General features: G+C 45.5%; 21 protein-coding genes and 1 tRNA gene. 15 read left to right on the top strand and 7 right to left on the bottom strand.

Annotation, left to right across the window (positions count from 1 at the left end; all coding sequences use genetic code 11):
- Positions 1-11 precede the first annotated feature (11 nt).
- From LN341_RS08315 to LN341_RS08300, 4 genes are all read right to left on the bottom strand, one after another.
- Positions 12-899, bottom strand: a complete 888-nt coding sequence (locus tag LN341_RS08315) for an MBL fold metallo-hydrolase (RefSeq protein WP_234203004.1) — start codon at positions 897-899, stop codon at positions 12-14.
- Positions 883-1,929, bottom strand: coding sequence for a fatty acid desaturase (locus LN341_RS08310; protein ID WP_234203003.1), 1,047 nt, complete (start codon positions 1,927-1,929; stop codon positions 883-885). Before LN341_RS08310 ends, LN341_RS08315 begins: the two co-directional genes overlap by 17 nt.
- A 24-nt stretch (positions 1,930-1,953) precedes the next feature.
- Positions 1,954-2,154 carry a 4-oxalocrotonate tautomerase family protein gene (locus LN341_RS08305; RefSeq protein WP_234203002.1) on the bottom strand — a complete coding sequence of 67 codons (201 nt, stop codon included), beginning with the start codon at positions 2,152-2,154 and terminating at the stop codon, positions 1,954-1,956.
- A gap of 107 nt (positions 2,155-2,261) precedes the next feature.
- Entirely contained in the window at positions 2,262-3,293 is a 1,032-nt protein-coding gene (locus tag LN341_RS08300) for an iron-containing redox enzyme family protein (protein WP_234203001.1), read from the bottom strand.
- A 1,204-nt stretch (positions 3,294-4,497) separates the two neighbouring features.
- Between LN341_RS08300 and pheS the strand changes: the two genes are divergently transcribed.
- The 7 genes from pheS (at position 4,498) to LN341_RS08265 (ending at position 12,061) form a co-directional block, all read left to right on the top strand.
- Positions 4,498-5,481 carry a phenylalanine--tRNA ligase subunit alpha gene (gene pheS, locus LN341_RS08295; protein ID WP_046221287.1) on the top strand — a complete coding sequence of 328 codons (984 nt, stop codon included), beginning with the start codon at positions 4,498-4,500 and terminating at the stop codon, positions 5,479-5,481.
- Between the two features lie 20 nt (positions 5,482-5,501).
- Positions 5,502-7,889: a phenylalanine--tRNA ligase subunit beta gene (gene pheT, locus LN341_RS08290; protein WP_234203000.1), complete on the top strand. Its 2,388-nt coding sequence runs from the start codon at positions 5,502-5,504 to the stop codon at positions 7,887-7,889.
- 439 nt (positions 7,890-8,328) lie between these two features.
- Positions 8,329-8,625 carry an integration host factor subunit alpha gene (gene ihfA / locus LN341_RS08285; RefSeq protein WP_027252117.1) on the top strand — a complete coding sequence of 99 codons (297 nt, stop codon included), beginning with the start codon at positions 8,329-8,331 and terminating at the stop codon, positions 8,623-8,625.
- 261 nt (positions 8,626-8,886) lie between these two features.
- The gene (locus LN341_RS08280) at positions 8,887-9,933 is read left to right on the top strand and encodes a succinylglutamate desuccinylase (protein WP_234202999.1); all 1,047 of its coding nucleotides are present in this window, start codon (positions 8,887-8,889) and stop codon (positions 9,931-9,933) included.
- Positions 9,934-10,089: 156 nt separating this feature from the next.
- Positions 10,090-11,082 carry a vitamin B12 ABC transporter permease BtuC gene (gene btuC, locus LN341_RS08275; protein ID WP_234202998.1) on the top strand — a complete coding sequence of 331 codons (993 nt, stop codon included), beginning with the start codon at positions 10,090-10,092 and terminating at the stop codon, positions 11,080-11,082.
- 4 nt (positions 11,083-11,086) lie between these two features.
- The gene (gene btuD / locus LN341_RS08270; protein ID WP_046221283.1) at positions 11,087-11,863 is read left to right on the top strand and encodes a vitamin B12 ABC transporter ATP-binding protein BtuD; all 777 of its coding nucleotides are present in this window, start codon (positions 11,087-11,089) and stop codon (positions 11,861-11,863) included.
- 124 nt (positions 11,864-11,987) lie between these two features.
- A tRNA-Cys gene (locus LN341_RS08265) sits at positions 11,988-12,061 on the top strand.
- A gap of 98 nt (positions 12,062-12,159) precedes the next feature.
- Here the strand turns inward: LN341_RS08265 and LN341_RS08260 are convergent.
- Positions 12,160-12,471 carry a high-potential iron-sulfur protein gene (locus LN341_RS08260; RefSeq protein WP_046221282.1) on the bottom strand — a complete coding sequence of 104 codons (312 nt, stop codon included), beginning with the start codon at positions 12,469-12,471 and terminating at the stop codon, positions 12,160-12,162.
- A 307-nt stretch (positions 12,472-12,778) separates the two neighbouring features.
- Here LN341_RS08260 and LN341_RS08255 point away from each other — a divergent pair, with 307 nt between their 5' ends.
- The 8 genes from LN341_RS08255 to LN341_RS08220 all read left to right on the top strand — a co-directional run bounded on the left by LN341_RS08255 (position 12,779) and on the right by LN341_RS08220 (position 19,826).
- Positions 12,779-13,435, top strand: coding sequence for a haloacid dehalogenase (locus LN341_RS08255; RefSeq protein ID WP_046221281.1), 657 nt, complete (start codon positions 12,779-12,781; stop codon positions 13,433-13,435).
- A 159-nt stretch (positions 13,436-13,594) separates the two neighbouring features.
- A complete protein-coding gene (locus LN341_RS08250; protein ID WP_234202997.1) occupies positions 13,595-13,993 on the top strand; it encodes a hypothetical protein in 399 nt (132 codons plus the stop codon).
- A gap of 207 nt (positions 13,994-14,200) precedes the next feature.
- Complete coding sequence (locus tag LN341_RS08245) at positions 14,201-14,611, top strand: ester cyclase (RefSeq protein ID WP_046221279.1); 411 nt, start codon at positions 14,201-14,203, stop codon at positions 14,609-14,611.
- A 473-nt stretch (positions 14,612-15,084) separates the two neighbouring features.
- Positions 15,085-15,795 carry a helix-turn-helix transcriptional regulator gene (locus LN341_RS08240; protein WP_046221278.1) on the top strand — a complete coding sequence of 237 codons (711 nt, stop codon included), beginning with the start codon at positions 15,085-15,087 and terminating at the stop codon, positions 15,793-15,795.
- Between the two features lie 276 nt (positions 15,796-16,071).
- Entirely contained in the window at positions 16,072-16,872 is an 801-nt protein-coding gene (locus LN341_RS08235; protein WP_046221277.1) for a transporter substrate-binding domain-containing protein, read from the top strand.
- Positions 16,873-16,958: 86 nt separating this feature from the next.
- Positions 16,959-17,567 carry an HAD family phosphatase gene (locus LN341_RS08230; RefSeq protein ID WP_046221346.1) on the top strand — a complete coding sequence of 203 codons (609 nt, stop codon included), beginning with the start codon at positions 16,959-16,961 and terminating at the stop codon, positions 17,565-17,567.
- Between the two features lie 131 nt (positions 17,568-17,698).
- Complete coding sequence (locus LN341_RS08225; protein WP_046221276.1) at positions 17,699-18,034, top strand: hypothetical protein; 336 nt, start codon at positions 17,699-17,701, stop codon at positions 18,032-18,034.
- A gap of 169 nt (positions 18,035-18,203) precedes the next feature.
- Positions 18,204-19,826 (top strand): peptide ABC transporter substrate-binding protein, encoded by a 1,623-nt coding sequence (locus LN341_RS08220; protein ID WP_052730026.1) that lies wholly within the window; start codon positions 18,204-18,206, stop codon positions 19,824-19,826.
- Positions 19,827-20,005: 179 nt separating this feature from the next.
- Here LN341_RS08220 and LN341_RS08215 read toward each other — a convergent pair whose 3' ends face one another.
- On the bottom strand, positions 20,006-22,540 hold the full coding sequence (locus LN341_RS08215) for a glycosyl hydrolase family 18 protein (RefSeq protein WP_370643618.1): 2,535 nt from the start codon (positions 22,538-22,540) through the stop codon (positions 20,006-20,008).
- A 475-nt stretch (positions 22,541-23,015) separates the two neighbouring features.
- A complete protein-coding gene (locus tag LN341_RS08210; RefSeq protein WP_046221275.1) occupies positions 23,016-24,497 on the bottom strand; it encodes a sodium:alanine symporter family protein in 1,482 nt (493 codons plus the stop codon).
- Between the last annotated feature and the right edge of the window lie 433 nt (positions 24,498-24,930).

Raw genomic sequence — 24,930 nt, 5'->3', positions numbered from 1 at the left:
TCATTGAATTTCTAAATTGAAATACTCTTACTAAAAGCCATTTCAGTTGCTACTGAGTTTGCACCTGCTGAAATGAAGTCTAAGAGTTTATAATGCGGATATCTTCTTGAAATGATTTCAACAAAAATAGATTTTTCATCATCAGTTAACTGACTTCGCCCTTGCGAAATTGATTGGATTTCATTTTGATAGAATTTTATGTAATTAATTTGCTTTTCAATCAACAAGTACGCTTGGTCTGGTTCACCATGGCCAGTGAATATAATACAACTTTCGTGTGCTTTTTCTTTAATTTTTTGGAGCTTAGAGATCCATAATGAACTGTGTCCATCATTCATAAAACTGTGCATATTGTTGAAAACAAGATCTCCAACAAAGATAACTGAATCGTGATTTCCAACCTTAATCAATAAGTCACTGTTGGATTCACCTTTACCAATTTCTTCAAATGAGAATCTTATATTGTCGAAATATAATACTTCACTTCCTTGAATGAATCGGTTAGGTGGTATTTTCACTTTTGGCCACTCGTCACCAAAATAGGGGCGCCATTTCTTTTCTTTGTCGTCAAATGAATTGATAATAACTTCGGATGACTTTTCTGTTCCATAAATTGAAATGTGATGATCCTCTCCAATGATAGTACTTAACCCATTATAGTGGTCCGGATGAGGATGCGTGATGATAACAGCAGAGAGTTCTTTACCTATGTTTATAATTGACTGCTTTAAAAATTCAGCTTCGCTAATTGTCATCATTGAATCAATAAGAATAACTGAGTTTTCTGTTTCAACGATGAAAGCATTCGTGAAGAAAGTTTTTTCAGATGAAGTCACCATGTGTACTGAAAAATTTTCTGCATGATAGTCGAAAGTTTTAATGCTACATGGTAATTTCATTTTTTTTCCTTGTGTTAATTTCTTTCATGAGTCCCCAGATACCTTGCTCTTCCGTATGAATCGAAGTATGTTCTTTCATATATCGATTCACTAGCGGCAGGTTTGTTACTGGAATGTTTGGAAAGATATGATGTTCACAGTGGTATCCACGTGGAAGTGGGGAAATGAATAATTTAGTTAATAAGCCATCTTTTCGACTTCTGGTATTTGTTTCAACCTGGGTAGATTTCTCTTCCCAGTAATGTTCTGTAATGTCATGGAATCTCAGGATCAGAGGATAAATAGTGTACATTGGTAAAATCCAGTAAACCAAAAACACTTCCCATAGTGAGAGATATGTAATTATAGAAAATGAAAGGATATAAAATATAAGACTTAGTTTTCTTTCGTTTTCCATTTCCTGATCATCTTCAAACGAATAAAATAAATGACCAAAGTGTTTGCGATGATTCTTGTAAATTTTCCCTTTACTATTAATGTAGGATATTTTGTTAAAAAATAAATCCAAGAAGCAGTCTTTTACACCTTCCATTGTTTTCAATATAATCTTAACTAAACTAGGGGAGGATGCTGTATCTCCACGCATTTCTCTTCCTACATAATTGGGGTCATCCTGAGTGAAAAGGTGCTTGTGATGCAGCATGTGAATACGGCGCCATTGAGTAAATGACCAAGCTTCCGGATGATGAAACATGGCGTAATTCGAAAGAATAGTCGCAGTATATATGTTTTTTGACTTATCTTTAAATAATGAAAAATGGCTGGCATCATGATTCAATATGTAAAGTGCATGCTGTTGAGACGCAATAAGGATGATGGCCAATAGAGTGATCCAGACAGAATCAGCATGAACCGCAACAGAAATGTAAGTGACAATTAAAGAAAATATAAGTAAATACAAGAATGCACTACGAATTCCGTTAGGCTTATATAAATCTAAAATTTGTCTTTTGACATCTGATGGCAACTCGTTCCGCAAGGATATCTTTTTACTGACACTTTGGTCAAAAGTTGAATTTTTAATATTCATGTTCTAGATATATCTTATTGTCCATTAGTTGTTATTTCGTCTGTCAGACACGGTTTGTCCATTAACGCCCCAGTTTTCTGTTTCAATTTGCTGAAGTACGATATAGGTACTTTCTGGTTTTTTATTTAAAACCTTGACCATAACTTCTGTAACTTGTTCGATAACTTGTCGTTTTTGGTGATCTGTTATTGAATCAATATATTGTATGTTTACGATAGGCATCATAATTTCCTTGAACTGAAGTAAGAGCACAAATATGACAATCTCATTCACGTGTTAGTTGATGAAAGGTTAATGATATTCATGCTCTTACCTGGTATTTACTATGACGATTATGCAGCTTTTACTAAATGATACGAAGATTCATTACTTAAAACTCGTTCATATAGACGATCTAGAACTTTATGAATGGTATCTAATCTGCGTAAACCGCCTAGTACAAGGGCTTGCATTTGTTTTGCATCGTGTTTCAAAATTGGCATGGCAACATGATCTAGCAAATCATCTGCATGGACTTCATCCACTGAAGTATGCTCAATGTGATAGTGGAGATCATAGTCATTGAAGCCTAAACGCCTAAATCCATCGATAAGATACTGGAAACGTCCTGGGATCATCAATTCTGTGGCTAACAATGCCCCCACGAGCTCTGTATGCTTCGTACGATCAAGTGCTAAACTTAGGTACATATTAATGAGCTCTAACTCTTCACAGATGAAAAGCTCTGTATTTTCAAGATAGCAACTTTCATCAATGTTCAGGGCTTTCATCATTCTTGCCCGCAGTTTACGATGGACTTTTTCATCAATTCCACGTCCAACTTCGTCCCAGTAATTCTTCACGAACTCGACTTTGATACCACCATAGATACCAGGCAGGAGATAAGCGATGATGTCACCAAATAACATCTCAAGCGGTGTTTCCTGGAAGAAGAACTCTTTGGATTGCTCCAGGTTGGCTTCATCACGTAAAAATGTAAATACCGGGTGAAGTTCATTTGATTTGTGATTGGCGACTGTTGTTCTTATCCAATCCGGAAAATCATCAACACTTGGTAGATCTTGAATTTGATCCTTGTAATTGTATTGAATACTTTTGTTCCAAGCTTGATCAATTTTATATTTGATTAAAACAATTTTTGGATGATGTATGTTATGTGCTTTATTAAACCAAGCTACAGAAAGATGTGCTATATTAATTTCATAAAGTACTTGATGTACGGTTAAGATGCTCTTTTCATCAACATCTTGAAATGCCGACTGCAGTAAACTCTCCAGCTGTTGAATGAAAAGATTATATTCATTGTCAAATTCAGAGTCGTCGAGGTTTTTTGAGTAAATAAAAGCCCTAATTGTTTCCAGCATACATTCACCTTTTCGTTATAATTTCAGTTAGTCAGACTTAACAATAATTGATGCTATTTGATATTGATCAATTTGCAATCGTTTAATTTTCATTTGATTTTATGTGCGACTCACTTCAAGTACTTATGAAAATGTTACTTTTATCATTTAGTCATTAATTATTTGGTTTGTTCCATGATTGTTTGAAAGTTAAAGTTATTAATTTCATTATCATGAGATGTAAACCCATTAAATGTTCAATTTGTTGCATATTTTCTTGTGTGAATTGACTGGTGATGACTGTTTTTGGGAGGGGGGCTGGGTTTGATAAGCAGATTGTGTTGTGGGATCTGGGGGTAACATGGAGAAGGTGATTCATTATGATTTCAATTTTTGATTAAAACAGATGTAAAGACTGCAGGTACGCGTGTTGTCTGTAGCAAGTTTTATTGTTTTTAAAGTCTTCATAAAAGTTGGCAGCAATTATTTTTGTATGCTCTTACTCACACAAAGTTTATTGTCTTGTTTAGGGCGGAAAGTTTGATTGTATAAACTGGAAAAAATATTAATCACGGACTTAGATATTTAACAATGATTATTAGATGGTGGTATTGTCTTTAGGATTTCATCATCGTTGTCGCTATGTTCAGTAATTACAGGAAATGGTGATACTTGTAAAGTTATTTCATTGTGTTCTGATTTTGTCGCCGTTATGAAATTTTGTTTCTCTGTATCAAGGTTCGTGACAGTGTAACAAAACACTATCTGTGAATGATTCGGCGTTGTGGTGTTCGTTGCGGGCGAGGCCGTTAACAAGAGTAAAAGACCGCCATGTTGATCCCTTAGCTTTGGCTGAGATCTTAACTCTCGCTGTTTTGGATACCCAGTCCAGATTTTTGCAACGTGTCTACGCATCGTTTTGGCGGATGCGTTCGGTGTTCATGTGGCAAGTATCTGTTGAGGTTTGCTTCATTCAGAATGACCACTTTTCATTTTGTGTATCTGACAGGTCGCTACTTCAGCAACAGATTTCTGAACAGAGCTGTATTTGCTTTTACAGTAAGCAGTCAATTCAAGCCTGACCTGCATCACACCGGTAATTTTTTTAGCAAATGCACAGCTAAGTGGCGATTGAGTTTGGATTTAGCGCCAGCTTTCATTAATATGTATCGTTACGCGAATTTATCTCCCTGAAGGACGCCACCTGTGTGTGGATGAGGAAACGATGCAACATCTAGAAGAGATTATTGCCAATGCAACGGCAGCGATTGAGCAGGCTGGTTCAGTCGCTGCTCTGGACGAAGTCCGTGTCCATTACCTTGGTAAAAAAGGTGAACTGACCCTTCAACTGCAAAGTCTGGGTAAATTGCCACCTGAAGAGCGTCGCGAAGCCGGTCAGCAGATCAACCTGGCAAAGCAAGCTGTTCAGCAGGCAATTGCCGCTCGTAAAGACGCACTGCAGCGCGCTGAACTGGAAGCCAAACTGGCGGCTGAAACCATTGATGTGACCTTGCCTGGCCGTCGTATTGAAAATGGTGGTCTGCACCCGGTGACCCGTACTATTGAGCGTATTGAAAGCTTCTTTGGTGAACTTGGCTTTACTGTTGAGTCTGGCCCGGAGATCGAAGACGGTTTCCATAACTTTGATGCTTTGAACATTGCCAAAGATCATCCGGCTCGTACCGATCACGATACTTTCTTCTTTAATCCTGAGCTGATGCTGCGTACGCACACTTCTGGCGTGCAGATTCGTACCATGGAAGCCAGTCAGCCGCCACTGCGTTTTATTGCACCTGGCCGTGTGTACCGAAATGATTACGACCAGACTCATACCCCAATGTTCCATCAGGTTGAAGGGATGCTGGTTGATGAGAATGTCAATTTTGCTCAGCTCAAAGGCATTCTGCACGAATTCCTGCACAACTTCTTTGAAGAAGATCTGGAGATTCGTTTCCGTCCTTCTTACTTCCCGTTTACTGAGCCTTCTGCTGAAGTGGATGTACGTCGTAAAGGCGGGAAATGGTTGGAAGTGTTGGGTTGCGGGATGGTCCACCCTAATGTACTGCGTGCGGTGAATATCGATCCTGAGAAATATTCAGGTTTCGCATTTGGTATGGGTGTCGAGCGTCTGACCATGCTGCGTTACGGCGTGAATGACCTGCGTGCATTCTTCGAAAACGATCTTCGTTTCCTGAAACAGTTCAAGTAAGCATTAGGGGCTAGCAAATTATGAAATTTTCTGAATCTTGGCTACGCGAGTGGGTCAATCCTGCGAACAACAGCGAAGAACTAGCTCACCAGATCACTATGGCGGGCCTGGAAGTCGACGGTATCGAACCTGTCGCAGGTAGCTTTACCGGTGTGAAAGTCGGTCAGGTTGTCGAGTGCAACCAGCACCCGGATGCTGACAAACTGCGCGTGACCAAAGTCGATGTGGGTGAAGAAGAACTGCTGGACATCGTTTGTGGTGCGTCTAACTGTCGTCTGGGTCTGAAAGTTGCTGTCGCTACAGTTGGCGCTGTTCTGCCTGGTGACTTCAAAATCAAAAAAGCCAAACTGCGCGGCCAGCCTTCCCATGGCATGTTGTGTTCATTTACTGAGTTAGGCATTGATGTTGATTCAGATGGCATCATGGAACTGCCGGAAAATGCTGTGATTGGTACAGATTTCCGCGAATTCCTGAGTCTGAACGATGTCATTATTGATGTGGATCTGACACCGAACCGTGCTGATTGTTTGAGCATTGCTGGCCTGGCGCGTGAAGTTGGCGTATTAAACCGTGCTGAAGTGACTCCGCCATCCTTTGATGCTGTTGCACCGGCCATTGACGATCAAGTTTCCATCGATGTGAAAGCGCCGGCAGCGTGTCCACGCTATCAGGGACGTATTGTTCGCAATGTGAATGTGAAAGCGGAATCTCCGTTGTGGCTGCAGGAAAAACTGCGTCGTTGCGGTGTTCGCTCTATTGACCCAATTGTTGATATTACCAACTATGTGATGCTGGAACTGGGACAGCCGATGCATGCGTTCGATCTGAACCAGATCGAGGGCGGCATTGTTGTGCGTATGGCAGAGCAGGGCGAGAAACTGACCCTGCTGGACGGCACTGAAGCGGAACTGAACAGCGACACGCTAGTGATTGCTGATCAGTCAAAAGCGTTGGCAATGGCGGGAATCTTTGGCGGTGAGCACTCAGGTGTAAGCGAAAACACCAAAGATGTGCTTCTGGAGTGTGCGTTTTTCACGCCGGATGCGATTCGTGGCCGTGCTCGTAGTTACGGTCTGCATACTGATTCGTCTCATCGCTTTGAACGTGGTGTTGACGCCGGTCTGCAAACCAAAGCCATGGAGCGTGCAACGGCTTTACTGGTTGAGATTTGCGGTGGCGACGTTGCGCCTATCGTAGAAGCTGAATCTGAACAGCATCTGCCTCAGCAAAACAGCATCGTACTGCGCCGCAGTAAGTTAGACAGCCTGCTGGGTCACTTTGTCTCTGATGAAGACGTCGTAGAAATTCTGAGCCGTCTTGGCTGTATGGTCGAACCTACTGATACCGGCTGGCGTGCAGTTGCACCAAGCTGGCGTTTTGATCTGGCCATTGAAGAAGATCTGGTTGAGGAAGTGGGTCGTATCTACGGATACAATAATATCCCGGCTCAGTCGCCTGTTGCTGCGTTGAGCATGAATCTGCACCAGGAAGCAAACCTGCCACTGAAACGTGTTCGCGATCTGCTTGTTGACCGTGGTTACCACGAAGCGATTACTTATAGCTTTGTTGAGCCAGAGCAGCAGAAGTTGATCGTACCGGATGTGGACGCGATCATTCTGCCGCACCCGATTTCTGCTGAAATGTCAGCAATGCGTCTGAGCCTGTGGCCGGGCTTGCTGAACACGGTTGCCTTCAACCAGAAGCGTCAGCAGCCTCGTGTGCGTCTGTTCGAATCTGGCATGCGTTTTGTTCCTGACGCATCAGCTGAAAATGGTATCCGTCAGGAAACCATGCTGGCGGGTGTGATTGCCGGTGCACGCAGTGAAGAGCATTGGGATATCGCGACAAACACCGTTGATTTCTTCGATCTGAAAGGTGATTTGGAAGCGGCTCTGGAACTGACTGCCAAAGATGCTGAGTTTACATTTACACCAGCTAAACACCCGGCACTGCATCCGGGACAGTCAGCGGCTATCGTTGTAGACGGTAAGGAAGTTGGCTTTATCGGTACAGTTCATCCTGAGCTGGAGCGCAAGTTCGACCTTAACGGACGTACTATTGTGTTTGAAGTTGAGTGGAATGCTGTTGCAAGTCGTACGATTCCTCAGGCAAATCCTGTGTCTAAGTTTCCTGCGAACCGTCGTGACATCGCTGTAGTGGTTGCTGAAGATGTTGCTGCTGGTGATGTGTTAAAGGTCTGTCTGGCACATGGTGGTGAACTGCTTACTGATGTAAACCTGTTCGATGTTTACCGCGGTAAAGGTGTTGAGGACGGCCAGAAGAGTCTGGCGATTGCTTTGTACCTTCAGTCTGCTGACCGAACGTTGGAAGAAGCTGATATCAATGGTGCTGTCGAGTCGATTGTTGCGGTTCTTGGCGATCAGTTTGGTGCAGCGCTTCGCGATTAACTCACTGTTATTATTTGACAATTGATGAAAAAGCAGCCGATAAGGCTGTTTTTTTTTGATTTTTTTTCAGTTAAAGCTAAGATTTTGATAAATAGCAAAAATTATCTGTACGATTCATTTTTGTGGTTTTATTGACTGCAACTGACTTTAATTTTGGTTTTTATTGTTGCTGATTAATAAGCGTAAGCACAACAAGGTGCATGCGTTCATGCTTTTCCGGAATATAAGATTCAATCATTTTACGGTAAGTTTACCTAAAAAAGTTGGCGGAAATCAGCTAGTTGGCATAAACTTGTCTCTAGTTAAGGTCAGCCACTGTTGTGAAGGCTATAATGCATTTTAGTGCATAGGTGGGCAGCCTGGCTACACATGAAGTATTCGCAGTAAGCATAAGTGATATGTTTACTATTCGTTCAACATAGTCTTGAGGGAGTTATCTATGGCGCTCACAAAAGCCGAATTGGCTGAGAACCTGTTTGAGAATGTCGGACTAAGCAAACGGGACGCCAAGGATACGGTGGAAGTCTTCTTCGAGGAGATCAGAAAGGCACTCGAGTGTGGCGAACAGGTTAAGTTATCAGGTTTTGGTAATTTTGATCTGCGCGACAAAAACGAGCGACCTGGACGAAATCCTAAAACCGGTGAAGATATTCCAATCTCGGCACGGCGAGTGGTGACCTTTCGCCCTGGTCAGAAGCTTAAAGCACGCGTTGAGAATATCAAAATCGAAAAATAAGTGGTTTGAGCCTACAAGAAACCCAAGTAAGCGAATTGTTTACTTGGGTTTTTCTTTATCAGTATTAAAAAGAGTATACCTTGGTCTCATTCTTGCCTGCTGTCGTCAATATAGTGTTGAAACTATGTAGCCAAGATGTATAGTAAAAGCAGTTTATTTCACTGATTTTCTTTCATCTTTTAGTGTTCTTTATTGGTTGTTATTCGTGCAATCATGAAATCGCCTGTAAGAACATGCCTGTTACAAGGACGAGGAGGTATAATGGCTTTGTTAAAGGCAGTGCAAAACGGGGAATTTCTTTCTGCGACCCTGGATTTATCTTTGCCGTTTGAGGCGGGAGAATGGCAGTTAGAAAATGGCGTAGTATGTCAGTTGACGGCGCGAGGTGTTTTAACCGTTATTCCACCTGGCTTATCCGCTGCCAGTAAAGACATCGTCATTTCATCTGGGGTGCACGGTGATGAAACCGGTCCGATCGAACTGCTACAGCAGTTAGTGAAAAAAATCCTTCTTGGCGATTTAATGCCTGAACATCGTCTGCTGCTGATCATTGGTCACCCTGAAGCCATTAATGCCCATACCCGCTTTATTGATGAAAACATGAACCGCCTTTTTGGCAGCATCAATGACGAGACGAATGTTGACCGTATTCGCGCGAACCTCCTTCAGCGCTCAGTTGATACCTTCTTTCAGAACTCGCCATCAGAGCATGCCGAGCGCTGGCATTTGGATTTGCATAGTGCCATCCGTGATTCGCAGCACTACACCTTTGCGGTCAGTCCTTTTAGTGAACATAAAACGCGAGGCTTAGCGTTGTTCAATTTTCTGCACCACGGCGAGATTGAGGCGATGATGCTCTCTGGTTCAGCAGCGCCGACATTCAGTTGGTACAGTGCTCAGAACTATGGGGCGCAGGCACTGACGATGGAGCTGGGCAAGGTGGCACGGATGGGTGAGAATGATTTAGCGCGACTTGACGCTTTTAACCAGGCGATGACTGCACTGGTTTCAAAACAAGCACTACCAGCGTATCAGGGCGACAAACAAGTGTGTGTATATCGGGTGACTCGTACCCTGACGAAGCACACAGACCAGTTCGCTTTCACCTTTCCGGCAAATCAGGCGAATTTCACCTACTTTGAAGAAGGTGCGGTTCTGGGGAGCGATAACGGTGAAGAATACGTGGCTGCCAAAGGGGGAGAGTCCGTTGTTTTCCCTAATCCCAATGTGGCCCTGGGACAGCGGGCTTGTTTGCTGGTGAAACAATCTGAGGTTGAGCTGACGGATCAGGTCATTGCAAAATTCTAAGTGCTCAGGCTCTGACGAACTGAAAACAGACAGATTCTCAGCAGACACAGTGTAAATACTTCTGAAAGCAAGCCAATTGAACTGGCTTGCTTTTCATTTTTTCAAAGACCCTGTATGTTTCCACTTTGATTCTCACTCACGAAAACATACGACATCATGCACTTAGACCGTATTCTTCATCAGCGTCGCCATAAATGGAAAGTGGGCTTCTGGCTTGCTGCGATTTTGCTTATTGGTTGTGGTCTGTTCTCCTTGTCTGTGGGTGAGATCTGGCTGAAACCCTGGCAGCCTTTCGGTGAGCTTGAAAAGCAATTGTTATGGCAGCTCAGAATGCCAAGATTAGTGGCCGCCATGGCAATTGGTGCTGCCCTTGCTGCCTCTGGTGCCGTGTTGCAGGTTTTACTGGGCAATCCGCTGGCGGAGCCCGGTGTGCTGGGTATTTCGGGCGGGGCCAGCCTGGCACTCGTTCTCTTGCTGTTTTTGCTTCCCTCGGTGCCGGGGCCCTGGCTGACCATGCTGGTTGCCATGGCGGGTGCGCTGATTTTTACTCTGCTGCTTGTTGGCCTTGCCCGTATCCGGAAGGTATCGACTGCACGTTTGCTGCTCATCGGTGTTGCTTTAGGGATCTTGTCCGGAGCGGTTGTCACCTGGGCGTTTTATTTCAGTGACGATCTAAATCTAAGGCAGCTGATGTACTGGCTGATGGGCAGTGTGGCCGGTGTTACCTGGGCTCAGCTCAGTGTGCTGATCATTCTGTTTCCCGCATTGATCTGGCTGTGTACTCGTGGCCGGCAACTGGACATTTTAATGCTGGGTGAAATTCATGCGCGACAGCTTGGACTGGATGTGGCAGCACTGCGTTGGCGATTGATATTGATCATCGCCTTGTTAGTGGGAACATCCGTCGCCATGGCGGGTGTAATTGGCTTTATCGGTCTGGTGATTCCTCACTTGCTGCGTTTGGCTTTAGGCGCGGAAAACCGATACCTGCTACCGCTTTCTGCCTGTTTCGGGGCGCTGCTGCTGGCGGTTTCTGATGTATTGGCGCGGGTCCTGCTGCCTGCGGCAGAATTACCTGTGGGCGTCGTGACCACGACATTAGGCGCCCCTGTGTTTATCTGGATGCTGTTGCGTTCGCAAGTGGAGTAAAGTGATGGAGACCCGTCCAGATCTTGTATTACAAGCTGAGAATATAGCGTTAGCCAGAAGATTACTGCCGGTCAGCTTCTCGGTAAAGCGCGGTGAAGTGGTTCATCTGATAGGCCCTAACGGTAGCGGGAAAAGTACGGCTATTCAGTGCCTGTCCGGGCTGTTTCAGGGGACAGGCAAGGTGAGACTGGCAGGTCAGTGCTTGTCTGAGATGGATCTTCGCGATATGGCCCGGTACCGCAGTTATCTGTCGCAACAGGATAAACCGGGTTTTGCCGTTGGTGTTTATCATTATTTACAGTTAGCGGTATCCGCGATTCCGGCAGCAGACGTTGAGAAGGTGAATCAGGCAATTCAGGATGTGAGTCGGTGGCTTTCTATTGATGACAAACTGGATCGCCACATTCAGCAATTGTCCGGTGGTGAGTGGCAACGGGTCAGATTAGCGGCTTCCTGCTTGCAGGTCTGGCCGGGACTGAATCCGGATGGTTGCCTGTTGCTGCTTGATGAACCGGCAACAGCACTTGATATCGGGCAGGAAGTCTCTTTATACCGACTGCTGCATTTTATGGCCGAACAAGGTATTGCTGTCGTGATGGCAAATCATGATCTGAATCGGACGTTGCAATTTGCTGACAGTGTTATCTTGCTGAAAGGGGGGAGCTGTGTTGCGAAAGGAAAACCAGAAGAGGTGATGACAAATGAACAGCTTGCGCAGACGTTTGCCACTCAGGTTGAGCGAGTGAATCATCACGGAAGAATCGGGCTGTTTTTTAGCTGATTTCTCGCTGAAAGTTCCTGCTGGCCGGAAAAGTAACCAGTTGCGTGATTTCAGTCAGAAAAGGCTTGTACTTCTCATCAGGATTTGGATAATGCGCTTCGTCTTCTGAGACAAGCTTCACTAAGGCGCGTTGGCAGAGTGGCTATGCAGCGGATTGCAAATCCGTGGACCTCGGTTCGACTCCGGGACGCGCCTCCATTCTTATCGAAACACATCGAAACTCATTGTCTGCAAGTAAAATGTTCGTATTTTTCTGAGGGTATAAAGCCCGCAGTGACTACGGGCTTTGTCATCCATTAGGCAGGTTTAGCCGTCCAGGCCGAACACCAGCCATTCACATTTACCGCTTTACCGGGAAAGATTGAACAGGGTCGCCATTCATCACCTTCATTGCCTTGTAGCAACATACAATTACCGCAGTGATTCTCTTCATGAGGTGATTTATGTGTGTATTGCAAGGCAGATGCCTGTGCATCATCTTCCGCCAGATGCGGCAGCTCTTCACTGGCCAGCGCTTTTCGCTGCAGGATTTGATCACCCAGCGTGATGCCTATGATGCCTGCCATAGTCAGGCGCAGAAACCGCCGACGGTCAGTTGAGGTTTTCATCACATTTTCCTTTTATAGTCATAGATGCTCACATGCTGTTCACCGGATTTATTCAGTGAACTGAGTAATTGTGGGAAAGAATCAGCAAATCCGCTAAAAAATCACAGTGTTAAGTTTTTGAGGTCAGTTGCGTTTAGTTATTGATTTCTGACCAGCAAAGAATTCTGATGCATAAGACTTCTCGCTAAGAGTTTGAGATTACGCAAAAAATAGTAAATTTTAACAAATCACCAGTTGAAACATTTTGTTTACATCTCCATTCTGTACGTCATTATCACCGATGATAAAAATCAATGAAGGTATAGGGATGAATCTGTTGTTAGTGGATGTGGATGGCGCTTTGGTGAATGCCAGGGATGTGGATATGATGTGTTTTCAGCAAGCCGTCGAAGCCGTTCTCCACATCACTTTGGATAAGTCGCGCTATCAAGAGCGAGTGGTGACGGATTCTGCGATGTTAGATGATATTCTTCATCAGTATCCTGCGCTTTCAAGCCGATCTATTGTTCACCGTCAGGTGGAGCAAAAATATCTGGAGAATCTCGCTGCCAGGCTGCACTCGATGCCTCAAGAGCTTGTGCTGAGTAAGGGCGCCAGGGAGTTTCTTGAGCAAATGGCTATCCGGGATGATACGCATGTTGCGATTACCAGTAGCGGATGGGCTGCGGTCAGCCGGCTGAAGTTGCGAGCGGCGGGGATTGATGCCAGTAAAATCACGTTTGCCTCGTCGTCAGACGCTGCCAGCAGAACGGAAATCATGGCGCTTGCGGCATTCAGGGCAAAACAGGATACGGGGATGACCTTTAAGCGACGTATTGTGTTTGCTGAAGGGGAGTGGAATCAAAGAGCTTCTCAGGAGCTTGGCTATGAATTTGTCGCTGTCGGTAAAAAATTGAGTCACCATACATACATTCCCAGTTTGTCGTTTTATCAGGCCGCTCTGTCCAAATTTGACATCAACTGATGGCTGAAGAATGTTACCAGGCTGACAAAGTGCCTGGTAACACGGTGAAAAGATTGCGGAAGGGTGAGAGCTTTTTACCATGTCTGAAACTCAGTCTTCATCTGATTGGATAAGACATGATAATGATGGCGTTGACTCAGTATAAGGAGCGATGTGGTTATGATGTCTTTGATCCGTCAGTCTGTGTTGATTGTGTTGATGCTGTGTGGCTCCGGCTCTGTGCTCGCAGCCAGCAGCAGCACGTTCTGTGCAACCCCAGCACAAACGATCAGGCCAGATTTATCCCAAATCATGGCTTCAAATACACCTGAAACAAGCATACTGATTTTTCAGTCAATGCTGCGACAGGCCAGTAAATATCGCGATAAAACAGCACTGATTGAACTGCTGGCGGCGCTCGCGCACAGCTATTCTCTGACAGGAGACAACGAGAAATCACGCTTCTATCTGGATCAGGCTGAACCCTTTTTATCCGATACCCCAGACACCAGAAAAATAAACGTGAGCCTGGCTGAAACCCTGCAGAACGCAACAAATATGTCGCCGGATAGTCATTGATATTCGTCTTTGTTCATAAAGTGAATTCTAATTGATAAATTTGATATTGAGCGAAGTTATTTGTTTGTTTTGTCGTCCGGTATAGGATTTGATGAGGGCCTGGGATACATTAGCTGAAGTGAATGATGCAGCATCTTTGTCGTAAAGAAAGAGCGGTTTCTTAGGGGAGATGCTGTTTGTGTCTGAAGTTGTGAGGTGAGATGTCTAATGGCAAGTGAGGACTGGATTGATGCCTGGTTTCTGGATATCTGGGCCAATGCGAATCGCGCCAGACTTGCTGAATATGTCTCTGATCCTTTTGTTTTTCACCTGCCGGGTGGTCGCCGGCATCCTCTGTCCCATGAAAGTTACCTTTCGTATCTGTTGCTCTGGCGGCAAAAATTCAAGTCTGTTGTTTTCTCGATCTCAGATGTCATCAGTGAGCCACCGCTGACCGTTGTCAGATACCGCTGCCAGGCTCAATATCATGGCGGGTGGTTCAATTTACCGGGTAAGAAACAGACGATACAAATGACAGGGATGATCCAGTTTCGGCGAGAAAATGGCTTGATTGCTGAGTGCTGGCTGGAGGATAGCAGCTTCGAGCTTTATAAGCAGTTATCGGGTACCGTGAAGTAATTGACGCCATTCATGCTATAAAAGTGAAGTACATACAGTTGAAATAACAGTATTTTAGATACCCAAAGGCTATGTTTATACACCTTTATGTCAGACTTTTTTGCCATAGAGACTTTTTTTGCGACAATGATGGAATGTCAAAAAGTTAGAATTCTTTGTGATAAAAATTGTATCTATATAATCCTAAGTAATAATAAACCCCACATAATCGTCACTGGAACTTGTTCAACTTATTGAAGTCTTATAGGTAGCAGAGTTTTTATTGATTGTTGCTTATATTTGAAACAAACACCTATGGCTGGATTTATTTAGTTTATTGATCGTTAATTATTATAAGTAAATACATTTTTGCCCTGATATTCATACGAATTCTTATCAGTACATTTTTATTCATCGACAAGGAGTGTCAACCGCCATCTGTGCACTTGGTCCAAGCGCATGGGAATATGACACTAGCAGTTTAAGGTGAATATGTGATTTGGGTTAGCAGTAGTCATCATGACAAGCAGGTTGAAGCGAAAGAAAACTTGAAGCTTTCGCACAAGGTCATTGAGATTTCTCCTTACGAGTTATTGTCATCAATGACGGGGCAAGAGCTGATTTTTCTTGAAGTGATCGATTCGACATCGGAAGGGTTTGAACTGCTGCGTGCAGTGAAAAATCGTTTCCCGGCCGCAAAGGTTGTTGTCGTATACCATAACCTGGATGGGAATCTGGCACTTAATGTATTAAGGGCCGGTGGTGAAGATGTGCTGGCTGCCAATGCCAGCAGACAAGAGCTGGAGGAGTGTTTTAGCAGACTGCATACACATCATATTGAAAATGAAGCTGAGCCTGGTTTTGAAAATCGTGAGCTTTCAATCCGGCCGGCACTGAAAATTATTGATGAAAACCTGAGTTCTCCACTGCGGGAAGAAGAACTGGCCAGTGCCTGCCATTATTCGCCTACCTATTTCTCGCGTTTATTCCATAGCATTATGGGTGTCACGCTGAAACAGTACATCATTAAGAAACGGCTGGATCTGGCGTGTGGCTTATTAAGTTCAGATCGAGAGAAAATTTCTCAGATCGCGAACTCTTCTGGTTTCAAGGATGTTTCTTATTTTTCCCGTGTCTTTAAAAAACACATGGGATGTTCACCGGGTGAGTTCAGGATGAGGAAGCATAATTTAAATCATAATTAATATGTGTCCGGAGTGTTCTACTGTGTATGGAAATACAAACATTCCTGTAGAAATTCCTTCATTGTGTTTTACTGCATTGCGATACAATGCAGTTTTTTTATGCACATTTTCTCATAAATAAGACAACGCACGTTTATTCACCAATATCATAAAAAAATACCGGTACTTTCATTTTTGACACACAATTATTATGTCCGCAGATCAAAATGATCGCACAGACACTGCTATCTTTATTTCAATGCTAAGTCAGCTTTTCTGTTGCTCCGGAGGTGTCCGATGCGATTCCCCTTATCTTTTCGTTTGCTACTGGCGTTTTTAACACTCTTTCTTGTGTGTGTCAGTCAGGTTCATGCTGCGTCGAGCCGATTACAGAAAGTTATAGACAGGGGAGTGCTCCGGGTTGGGACGACCGGCGATTGGGGACCGATGACGATGCGGGATCCTGCGACAAATTTCTACAAAGGGTTCGACATTGATATTACAACTGAGCTGGCCAAGGATCTGGGTGTGACGGTTGAATACGTGGCCACAGACTGGAAAGCCTTAGTCAGTGGGATTGTCACAGAAAAGTATGATTTGACCGGCAGTGCCGCGCTCAATATCAGCCGGGCCAAGATTGTAGGTTACAGCCAGCCGTACTATTACCTTGCTTTTGTTCCTGTCACACAGAAAAAAAACCAGAGTCGCTTTCGCTATTGGGCTGATTTTAACGCTTCCTCTGTGACTGTGGCTTCCCGTCGGGGGGCGAGTGAGGAAACTATGGTTAAAGAGTTTTTTCCCAGAGCCAGGCAATTGGTCATTGAAACAGGCAAGTCTTATCAGGAATTGCTGGCTAATCGGGCTAATGTCATTGTCACGTCCAATATTGAGGCTGCGAGGTTAATCAGTCGCTTCCCGCAGCTGGCGATCCCTGAGGTGCAGGAAATGCGGCGTGCAACACCTTTGGCGATGTTGATGCCAAGAGATGATCAAGTTTGGATTAATTTCATCAACCAATGGATAGAGTTAAAGAAAACGCAGGGATTTTTTGACCGGATCGCCGAAAAATGGGGATTGGCTGTTATGGAGATTGAATAATCACGCTGCTGCTGTGCTGGAATACAATTCACGCTGGATCTGCACGGGTCACTTAGGTCACTATGATGAAACGTATTGATTTGGAGGTGAATATGGATCTGTCACGCTATCAGGGACTGATTTTCGACATGGACGGTACATTAATCGACTCAATGCCAGCCCACATTGCTGCCTGGCGTTTCGCCTGTGAGCAATTCAGGATTCCTTTTGACGCGCAGTGGCTGATGAGTCTGGGTGGATCTCCCACGATCAAAACTGCGCAGATGATGAATGAAAAATATCATATGGATCTGAATATCCAGGCCGTGGCTGATACCAAGTGGCACTTTTTTGAGACACTGGAACAAAAAGGGGATGTTATTCCTGCGACTGTGAGTATTTTATTGCAGTATAAAGATCAAAAAAAAGTAGCCGTCGGTACCGGATGCCGCAGGGTGAATGCAGAAAGTTTACTGACCATAACCGAGATTTTGCCTTTACTTGACGCCCTGGTCACTGCTGATGATGTCCGCAATCACAAACCTCACCCGGATACTTTCCTTGAAGCAGCGATGCGCCTTGGACTGGCGCCTCATCAATGTGTTGTTTTTGAAGATACGGATTTAGGACGTCAAGCGGCATTATCCGCAGGGATGGATTGCTTTCTGGTCACTGATGGCGCAATTGCAGAATTCACTTCAGCGACGTCCGTATGACAGCGATATATTAGAATTGACTAAATTTATGATTCTATGTGATTTATTTTGTATTTTAGTGGCAGGATTTTAATGCGTTTTCATGCTGGTCGCACTACAATCAAACTATAATATTCAGTAAGGAGGTGATTGTGAAAGCCTTAACAACATTAGTCGTGGGATTGTCTGGTCTGGCTTTGGCAGGATGCAGTGCATCAATCGATGAACGAGCAAATGACTTCGTCGATGTCAGCTATTCCTTATGCGGTGCCAAAGTGAAGGCGTTTTCTCAGAGTGATGACGGAAAAATCCGTGTGGTGTGTGAAAACGACAGCTATTTTTCTGTCAATAATCAGCAAACACTGACGGTCATGAATGAGATTAACGGCGCCTATTGTCATGGACGGGGATTCAGCCATTTTAATGAGCGCTCAGATTTTTACACGTTCACCTGCATGAACGACAAAAACTTCAATATTCCTAAGTAATTCGATCTTTTATATTTGCCCAAATGTTTAATCAAGACCCGCAGCTTTTGCGGGTCTTTTCTCATAAATTGTTACTGATTTTATCTTCTTGACGGTGCGCATAGCCTTTACTGATTTCCTTGTTAGTATGAGTGTCGTGTACAGCGTCATGCCCTAAAAGGATTTTGCATTGAATCAGAAATTTATCTCTGCCAGCATCGGGCTGGCCATCTCCGCATTTTCATTCCATTCCGTTGCCGCCAATGTGCCTGAAGGGGTTGTTTTAGCCAAAGAGCAGCATCTGGTACGAGCAAACGGTGCAGAGCCAAGTACGTTAGATCCGGGCTTTGTGGGTTCGGGCAGCCCGGGCGATGTCATCATCAATGACTTGTTCGAAGGGCTGCTGATTGAAAACCTTCAGGGTGAAATCACAGCAGGACAAGCTGAGAGCTGGACAGTGTCAGACGACGGTCGAATTTACACCTTCAATCTGCGCAAGGACTTAAAATGGTCTGATGGCCGGCCTTTGACCGCTATGGATTTTGTGTTCGCGTGGCGTCGCGCGGTTGATAAATCCACGGGCAACAATACCGGATTTAACCTGGTTACAGCGAACATTACTCATGCTCAGGAAATACTGAAGGGTGAAAAACCAGCATCCGAGTTGGGAGTAAAAGCGCTCAACCTGCATCAGCTTCAGGTGACATTAAGCCGTCCGACGCCGTATTTTCTCAGCCTGATGAGCATCAAAACCTTCTTCCCTGTACCGGCACACGTGGTGAGTCAATACGGTGATCTATGGACTCGTGCCGATCATTTTGTCTCAAATGGGGCCTATGTGCTGAAAGAGTGGGTGCCGAACGAAAGGGTTGAAGTGACACGGAACCCTTATTACCGGGATAACGCCTCTACGGTTATCAACGATGTGACCTATCTGGCGCTCTCGTCACAAAGTGCAGAGCTGATGCGTTATCAGGCTGGAGAAGTGCATATGACGAACCGTGTCCAGCTTGAGTATTATCAGAAACTACTGAAGGACAGTCCGGAAGAGATCAAATCTCTGCGTTTATTGGGCTCTTATGTGTATGCCTTTAATACCCAGCAACCTCCATTTGATAATGCCGATGTACGCCGCGCGTTGAGTATGGCAATTGACCGTGATTTGCTCGTGCAAAAAGTAACGGGGCAGGGCGAGCCTGAGGCTTTCTCTGTTGTGCCGGATATCATTCCAAATTATCAAAATTTTACTCCGGCATTTCAGTCTCAGTCTCACGATGAGCGTATTGGTGAAGCCAAACTCCTGTTGGCTAAAGCCGGCTATAGCAAGAATCATCCGTTGAATGTTACGCTGACCTACAACACCAGTGAAAATCATAAAAAGCTGGCACTGGCGATTGCCTCAATGTGGAAGTCTCTGGATGTGACTGTAAAGCTGGAAAACATGGAATGGAATGCTTACCTGGCGGCCAAAGCGGCGGGTGATTATGCCGTTGCCCGCTCCTATGCCTTTGGTGATTATGCAGAGCCATCCTCTGTGCTCAGCAGTTTCACCTGCGGACACGTCAGTAACGAGACTGGATTCTGCAACAAGGAATTTGACGCCTTGCTCAAGCAGGCCGCTGATATGGCGGATGAACAAGCACGGTATGGCATGTACCGTCAGGCAGAGCAGATTCTTGATCAATATTCGCCGGTCATGCCAATTTATCACTATAACCACACAAGATTGGTCAAAAGCAATCTGAAAGGATTTCCGGACAACAATCCGAAGGGCAACATTTACGCGAAGGACCTGTTTTTTGTAGCCAAGTGATTTGAAAAGCCTGTTTTTACAGGCTTTTTAGAACTGAGTGCGATTGCTTGTCATCCAAACCGGATGATCATGAAGCATTGTGAAAATGCATTAAAAAAGCCACTCGTGATAATACGAGTGGCTTTACTTCAGATGAATCCTTTAAAGATGATGACGTACCCAAGCGTTGAAATGAGTTATCAAAGCTGAGTCCATGCATCCTGCCAGTACACGCCTACGCCAGGTTCGTAGGCCCAGGCCGCACCTGAACACCAACCTGAATAAGGGTAGGGTTTACATTCAAAGTTCAGACCACCGTTGGACACTTGATCACCGGCCTGATACGCAGTGCCTTCCACATAGGCTGGGAAATCACCCTCACCACCTGTACCGCTACCGTCTTTTGCCACGGTGACTGTCAGGGCAGCGGAATCGCTGGCCGTTCCGTCTGAGACGCTCACACTGAAAGACAATGCGGTGTCAGCAGTATAGCTACCAGCCGTGAAGCTCAGGCTTGAGCCATTAATCACGGCATTTACGCCTGCAGGGACAGTCCAGTCGTACGTCAGAGTATCGCCATCGGCATCCGTGGACTGTGAGGCATCCAGGGTCACCACATCACCGGCATTGGCTGTAGCTGGACCTGTCAGTGAAGCAACTGGTGCTGTGTTTTGTGCACCCGGTGCTTTGGCTGTGACTGTGATACTGTCGGTTGCCGTCGCCCCTTCGTTATCTGTGACTGTCAGGGTAAAGACATACTGCGTATCAACCGTAACATCTGGCACAGCAACGCTTGCAGAAGCAGTGTTCGCACCCGACAACGTTAATGCTGGCCCACTGGTTTGTACCCACTGGTAGCTGGCAATCTGGCCATCACTGTCTGTTGAGGAAGAACCGTCCAGGGTTACAGTGGTCGCAGTGTTTACTTGCTGGTCGGCGCCTGCTCGTGCAACTGGTGCACGGTTTCCTGCTGGTGCGCCAGCCAGAGACTCTTGCATCGCATTCAGGATGTCGCCATTATCCGCATCAATTTCCCATGCGAACAGACCGGCAAGTCCCAGATCCCGGGCATATTGACCTTTGGCCATGATAGAGCGCGGGCTGTCGTAAGTGACTAAATCGCCGTTACTCGGATCATACGCCCAGGGTGCTTCAGCTTGCTCATCATAGCCAAGTACGACGCCGGCTTTGTTTATATAACGGGTGACAACATCTTTATAGTCGATCACGCCAGCTTCCCAGGAACCTGCGACAGGGCCATTACCTACACCTGTCATTGGATTCGTTGGATCTGTCATGCTCGCTTGGGTCACACCAGTCCAGCCGCGGCCATACATGGCTGCACCCACAACCAGTTTGTTGGCAGGTACGCCTTGAGCTAGCAGACGTTCGACGCCATGGGCAGTGGTATATGCCGGGCCTTGGCGAGGCTCACCGTTTTCATCAACGCCCGTGCCGTTACATTGATCCGCTGTCAGATGGCTGCCACAATTCAGCGCCGTCTGGTGACCTAATACGTTGCTCCAGGCACCGTAGAAGTCGTAACTCATGTTGAAGATGTAGTCCATATACTGAGATGCTTCAGCGTAGTTCACGACATCAATTTTGTCGTAACCCACACCAATCGCAGAAGTCAGTTCAAACTGACGGCCTGTTTCGGCTTCGAGTTCATCCAGCATGGTACGTAGTTCGCGCATCAGTGCGACATATGCCGGGCCGTCGTTTACCGGATCGCCCAGCGTCGTATTAGCGCCTTTTCCGCCCGGGAATTCCCAGTCGATGTCGACACCATCAAAGAATTTCCAGGTTTGCAGGAATTTCTTCACACTGGCCACAAATACATCACGCTTGGATTTGTCGGTGAAAGAGAAGAAAGGATCAGACAGTGTCCAGCCACCAATCGAAGGGATAACCTTCAGATCCGGGTAGCGTTGCTTCAGTGCCATCAACTGACCATAGTTACCTTTGTAAGGGGTGCTGTGGGTATGGCCCGATTGAGGTTGTGGCATCTGGACAGCGGCCCATGGGTCGTGAATGGCGACTTCAAAATCAGGCGTGCCAGCACAGGCGCGCTCCAGTGCTGCTAAGCTGTTACCGTTCTCAATCTCGCCCAGAGAGTCATTCGGGCCACAAACTGGGATGAATCCGTACAGAATATGTGTCAGGTTTTGAGCCGGGATCTTGTCGACGGTGAACTTACGGCCGAAAACACCCCACTCAACAAAATAGGCACCCACAACGGTATCGGCAGGCGTAGCGTAATTGCCGTTGTTTGGATCGACATTCATCGGAAGCGGGTCGAGGTGGCTGCCGTCTGTATCCGCGACGACGATGTTGGTTGCAGGGCTACTGCTACACGCTTCTTCAGCGCCAGAACCACTACAGAGCTCGACGGCTAGCGTATATTGCCCCCCCTGAGAGATGGACAATGTTGTTGATCCAGCACCGCTGGAGGCCGGATCAATACTTTCTTCAAATACGACGTTGCCATTGAGTTTCACCTTCCAACGGTCAGCCGTATCGCCTGAATAACGTTGCCAGGCGACGGGAACGTCTGCTGCTGTTTTCACGGTGACAAGATCTTTATAGGCTGTTGCGGCCTGATCAACTTCAACGATGGCATAGTCTGTTTCCATCCATGAGAGTTGAGGGGTTCCTGGTGCGGCGAGCACGCTGCTAGACATAGTTGCAGCGGCAACAGAGAGTGCAACCAAGCTAAACTTGTTTAATCGCATTGCTGTCTTCCTTGAGTCGAAATAATCAATAAGAACGAATGACATGTCTGTCATAGCTAATAGATAGAACAGTTTCTTTTTTTCTCAAAGCAAGAAAGTTAAATAAATGATAAAAATGTTAATTAATGTGATCTTTTTTGCATTTATGGTGGATATTTAACCGAAGTAAACACGCGGCAATGATGTGGAAACGCGGAATTTTAAGGTTTTAACTTTGTTTATAAAAAGGTTGAAATAAGTTCAGTGCAATAGAATGGCTATGAGCAGAGTTTGTTATAAGCAAGACGCTCAATCGGAAATGGACGGATTATGATATTTCAGCAGGCAAAGTAAGTGGCTGAATTCAGGTATGACGAGAAAAACCGGGGGCTATGCAGATTTATTATTTCTGAGTTCAATCTAAACAAGAATATAAGAGCCTGCTAAAAGAAAGCAAGCCAGAAAAATACTGGCTTGCTGATATGACTGTGTTGATTTAGCGTGATTCTTTCGCTGTATCAGGCTTAGGATGCCAGGCACCGTCTAGCTGACTCAGCTCCGGAAATTTACTGCGATCAAAGGTTGGCACTTGACCGTTTTTCACTTGTACTTCGTAATCTTTGATCACTTTGATCGCCAGATTAGATAAGAGTACCAGTGCGGCAATGTTAATCAGCGCCATCATGCCCATAGAGGCATCAGCCATGTTCCATACAACAGGCAGTGAGGCGATTGAGCCAAATAACACCATGGCCAGTACAATGATTCTGAATGTGAACAGGCCTTTTTTGGTGTTACCGTTCAGGAACATAATGTTTGTTTCTGCGTAACTGTAATTCGCAATAATGGAAGTAAAGCAGAACAGCATGATAGCGGCAGCCATGAAATAGGTTGTCCAGTGACCTAATTCACTGGTCAAAGCTTGTTGCAGCAGACCAATGCCTGATGCAGGCTCTGGCTGGTCCATTACACCTGACAGCATGATCATCGCGGCTGAGGCAGTACAGATGACGATGGTGTCTGCAAACACACCGAGCATCTGCACAAAGCCTTGTGATGCAGGGTGATTCGGGTTCGGCGTGGCGCTGGCTGCAACATTCGCCGCTGAACCCATACCCGCTTCATTGGAAAACAGACCACGAGCAATACCGCTTTGCATCGCCTGCGCAATGGTATAAGCCACACCGCCAGCAGCAGCTTCCTGCCATCCGAAAGCACTTTTCACAATCAGCGAAATGGCAGCAGGCAGTTCAGACATGTTCATGATAACAATCAAGCAGGCGATAGCCAGATAACCGACAGCCATAACCGGCACAATACGCGCAGACGCTTGTGCGACAGATTTTAAGCCGCCCATGATGAAGAAAGCAGAACATGCAACAATCACCAGTCCTGCATACTTACGGTCGATCTCAAAAGAGTGATTGAGTGCCGCGGTAATTGTGTTTGCCTGTACGGCATTAAAGACTAATCCGAAAGCAATAATCAGACAGACGGAGAACAGTGTGCCCATCCAGCGGGCACCCAGTCCCTGCTCCATATAGTAGGCTGGGCCGCCACGGTATTGTCCGTCGACATCTTTGACTTTATAAACTTGCGCCAGTGTGGATTCCACAAAAGCAGTCGCCATGCCCAGCAGGGCCATGACCCACATCCAAAAAATGGCACCCGGTCCGCCGACAGTTAATGCGACCGCGACACCGGCCATATTACCTGTGCCTACGCGGGCTGCCATTGAAGTGCAGAAGACCTGATAGGAACTGATACCAGATTCGACATCCTTGCCTTTTTTCAAAACGCTGATGGCATGACGAAACTGTCGAATCTGAATAAAACCGAGGCGAAAAGTAAAATAGATACCGACAGCAACCAGCAGGTATACAAGAAGGTGGCCCCATAGCAGTCCGTTAATGTCGCCGATGACAGACATTAATTGTTCGTTGAGAATGGCGAGCCAATTGTTAATCGTTGCATTCATAGAATGATCCTGTGATGTCATATTGACTAAGAAGCAGGACAACAAAATTTGTCCTAAATGAAGGGAGTGATCCAGCGCTCTGGGCTTATGCCGAGAGATAGTCGGTGTTCCCAATTGTAAAATAGTGACTTCGTTTTCGTGCGAGAAGGTAGCACAAAATTCCGCAAATGGCTCAGGACATAGATCACGTTTTTAATGGGATTTCCACGGGTCAACAGAAGGGAGGTTGTGCCTTTCTTTGACTTTAATTGATTAAAAACATGTATTTACTTTGCTTTTCTTCTCTGTGTTTCAGGCAGGTAATTAAAGTGTAATTAATTTGCTGTTAACAGAGTTTTAAACTAAATTTAACCAAAATTGACCAGTTAATATACTATCTCGATGCGGTTGAAATTGTGCCCTGGCGTGATTTTTGAATAGGGCTTTTTGTTGA

Origin of the sequence: Photobacterium sp. TLY01 (assembly GCF_021432065.1) — a bacterium.
Taxonomy (GTDB): Bacteria; Pseudomonadota; Gammaproteobacteria; order Enterobacterales; family Vibrionaceae; genus Photobacterium; species Photobacterium halotolerans_A.
Note: the sequence above shows the minus strand (reverse complement) of the source record. Positions and strands in the feature narration are given on the sequence as shown.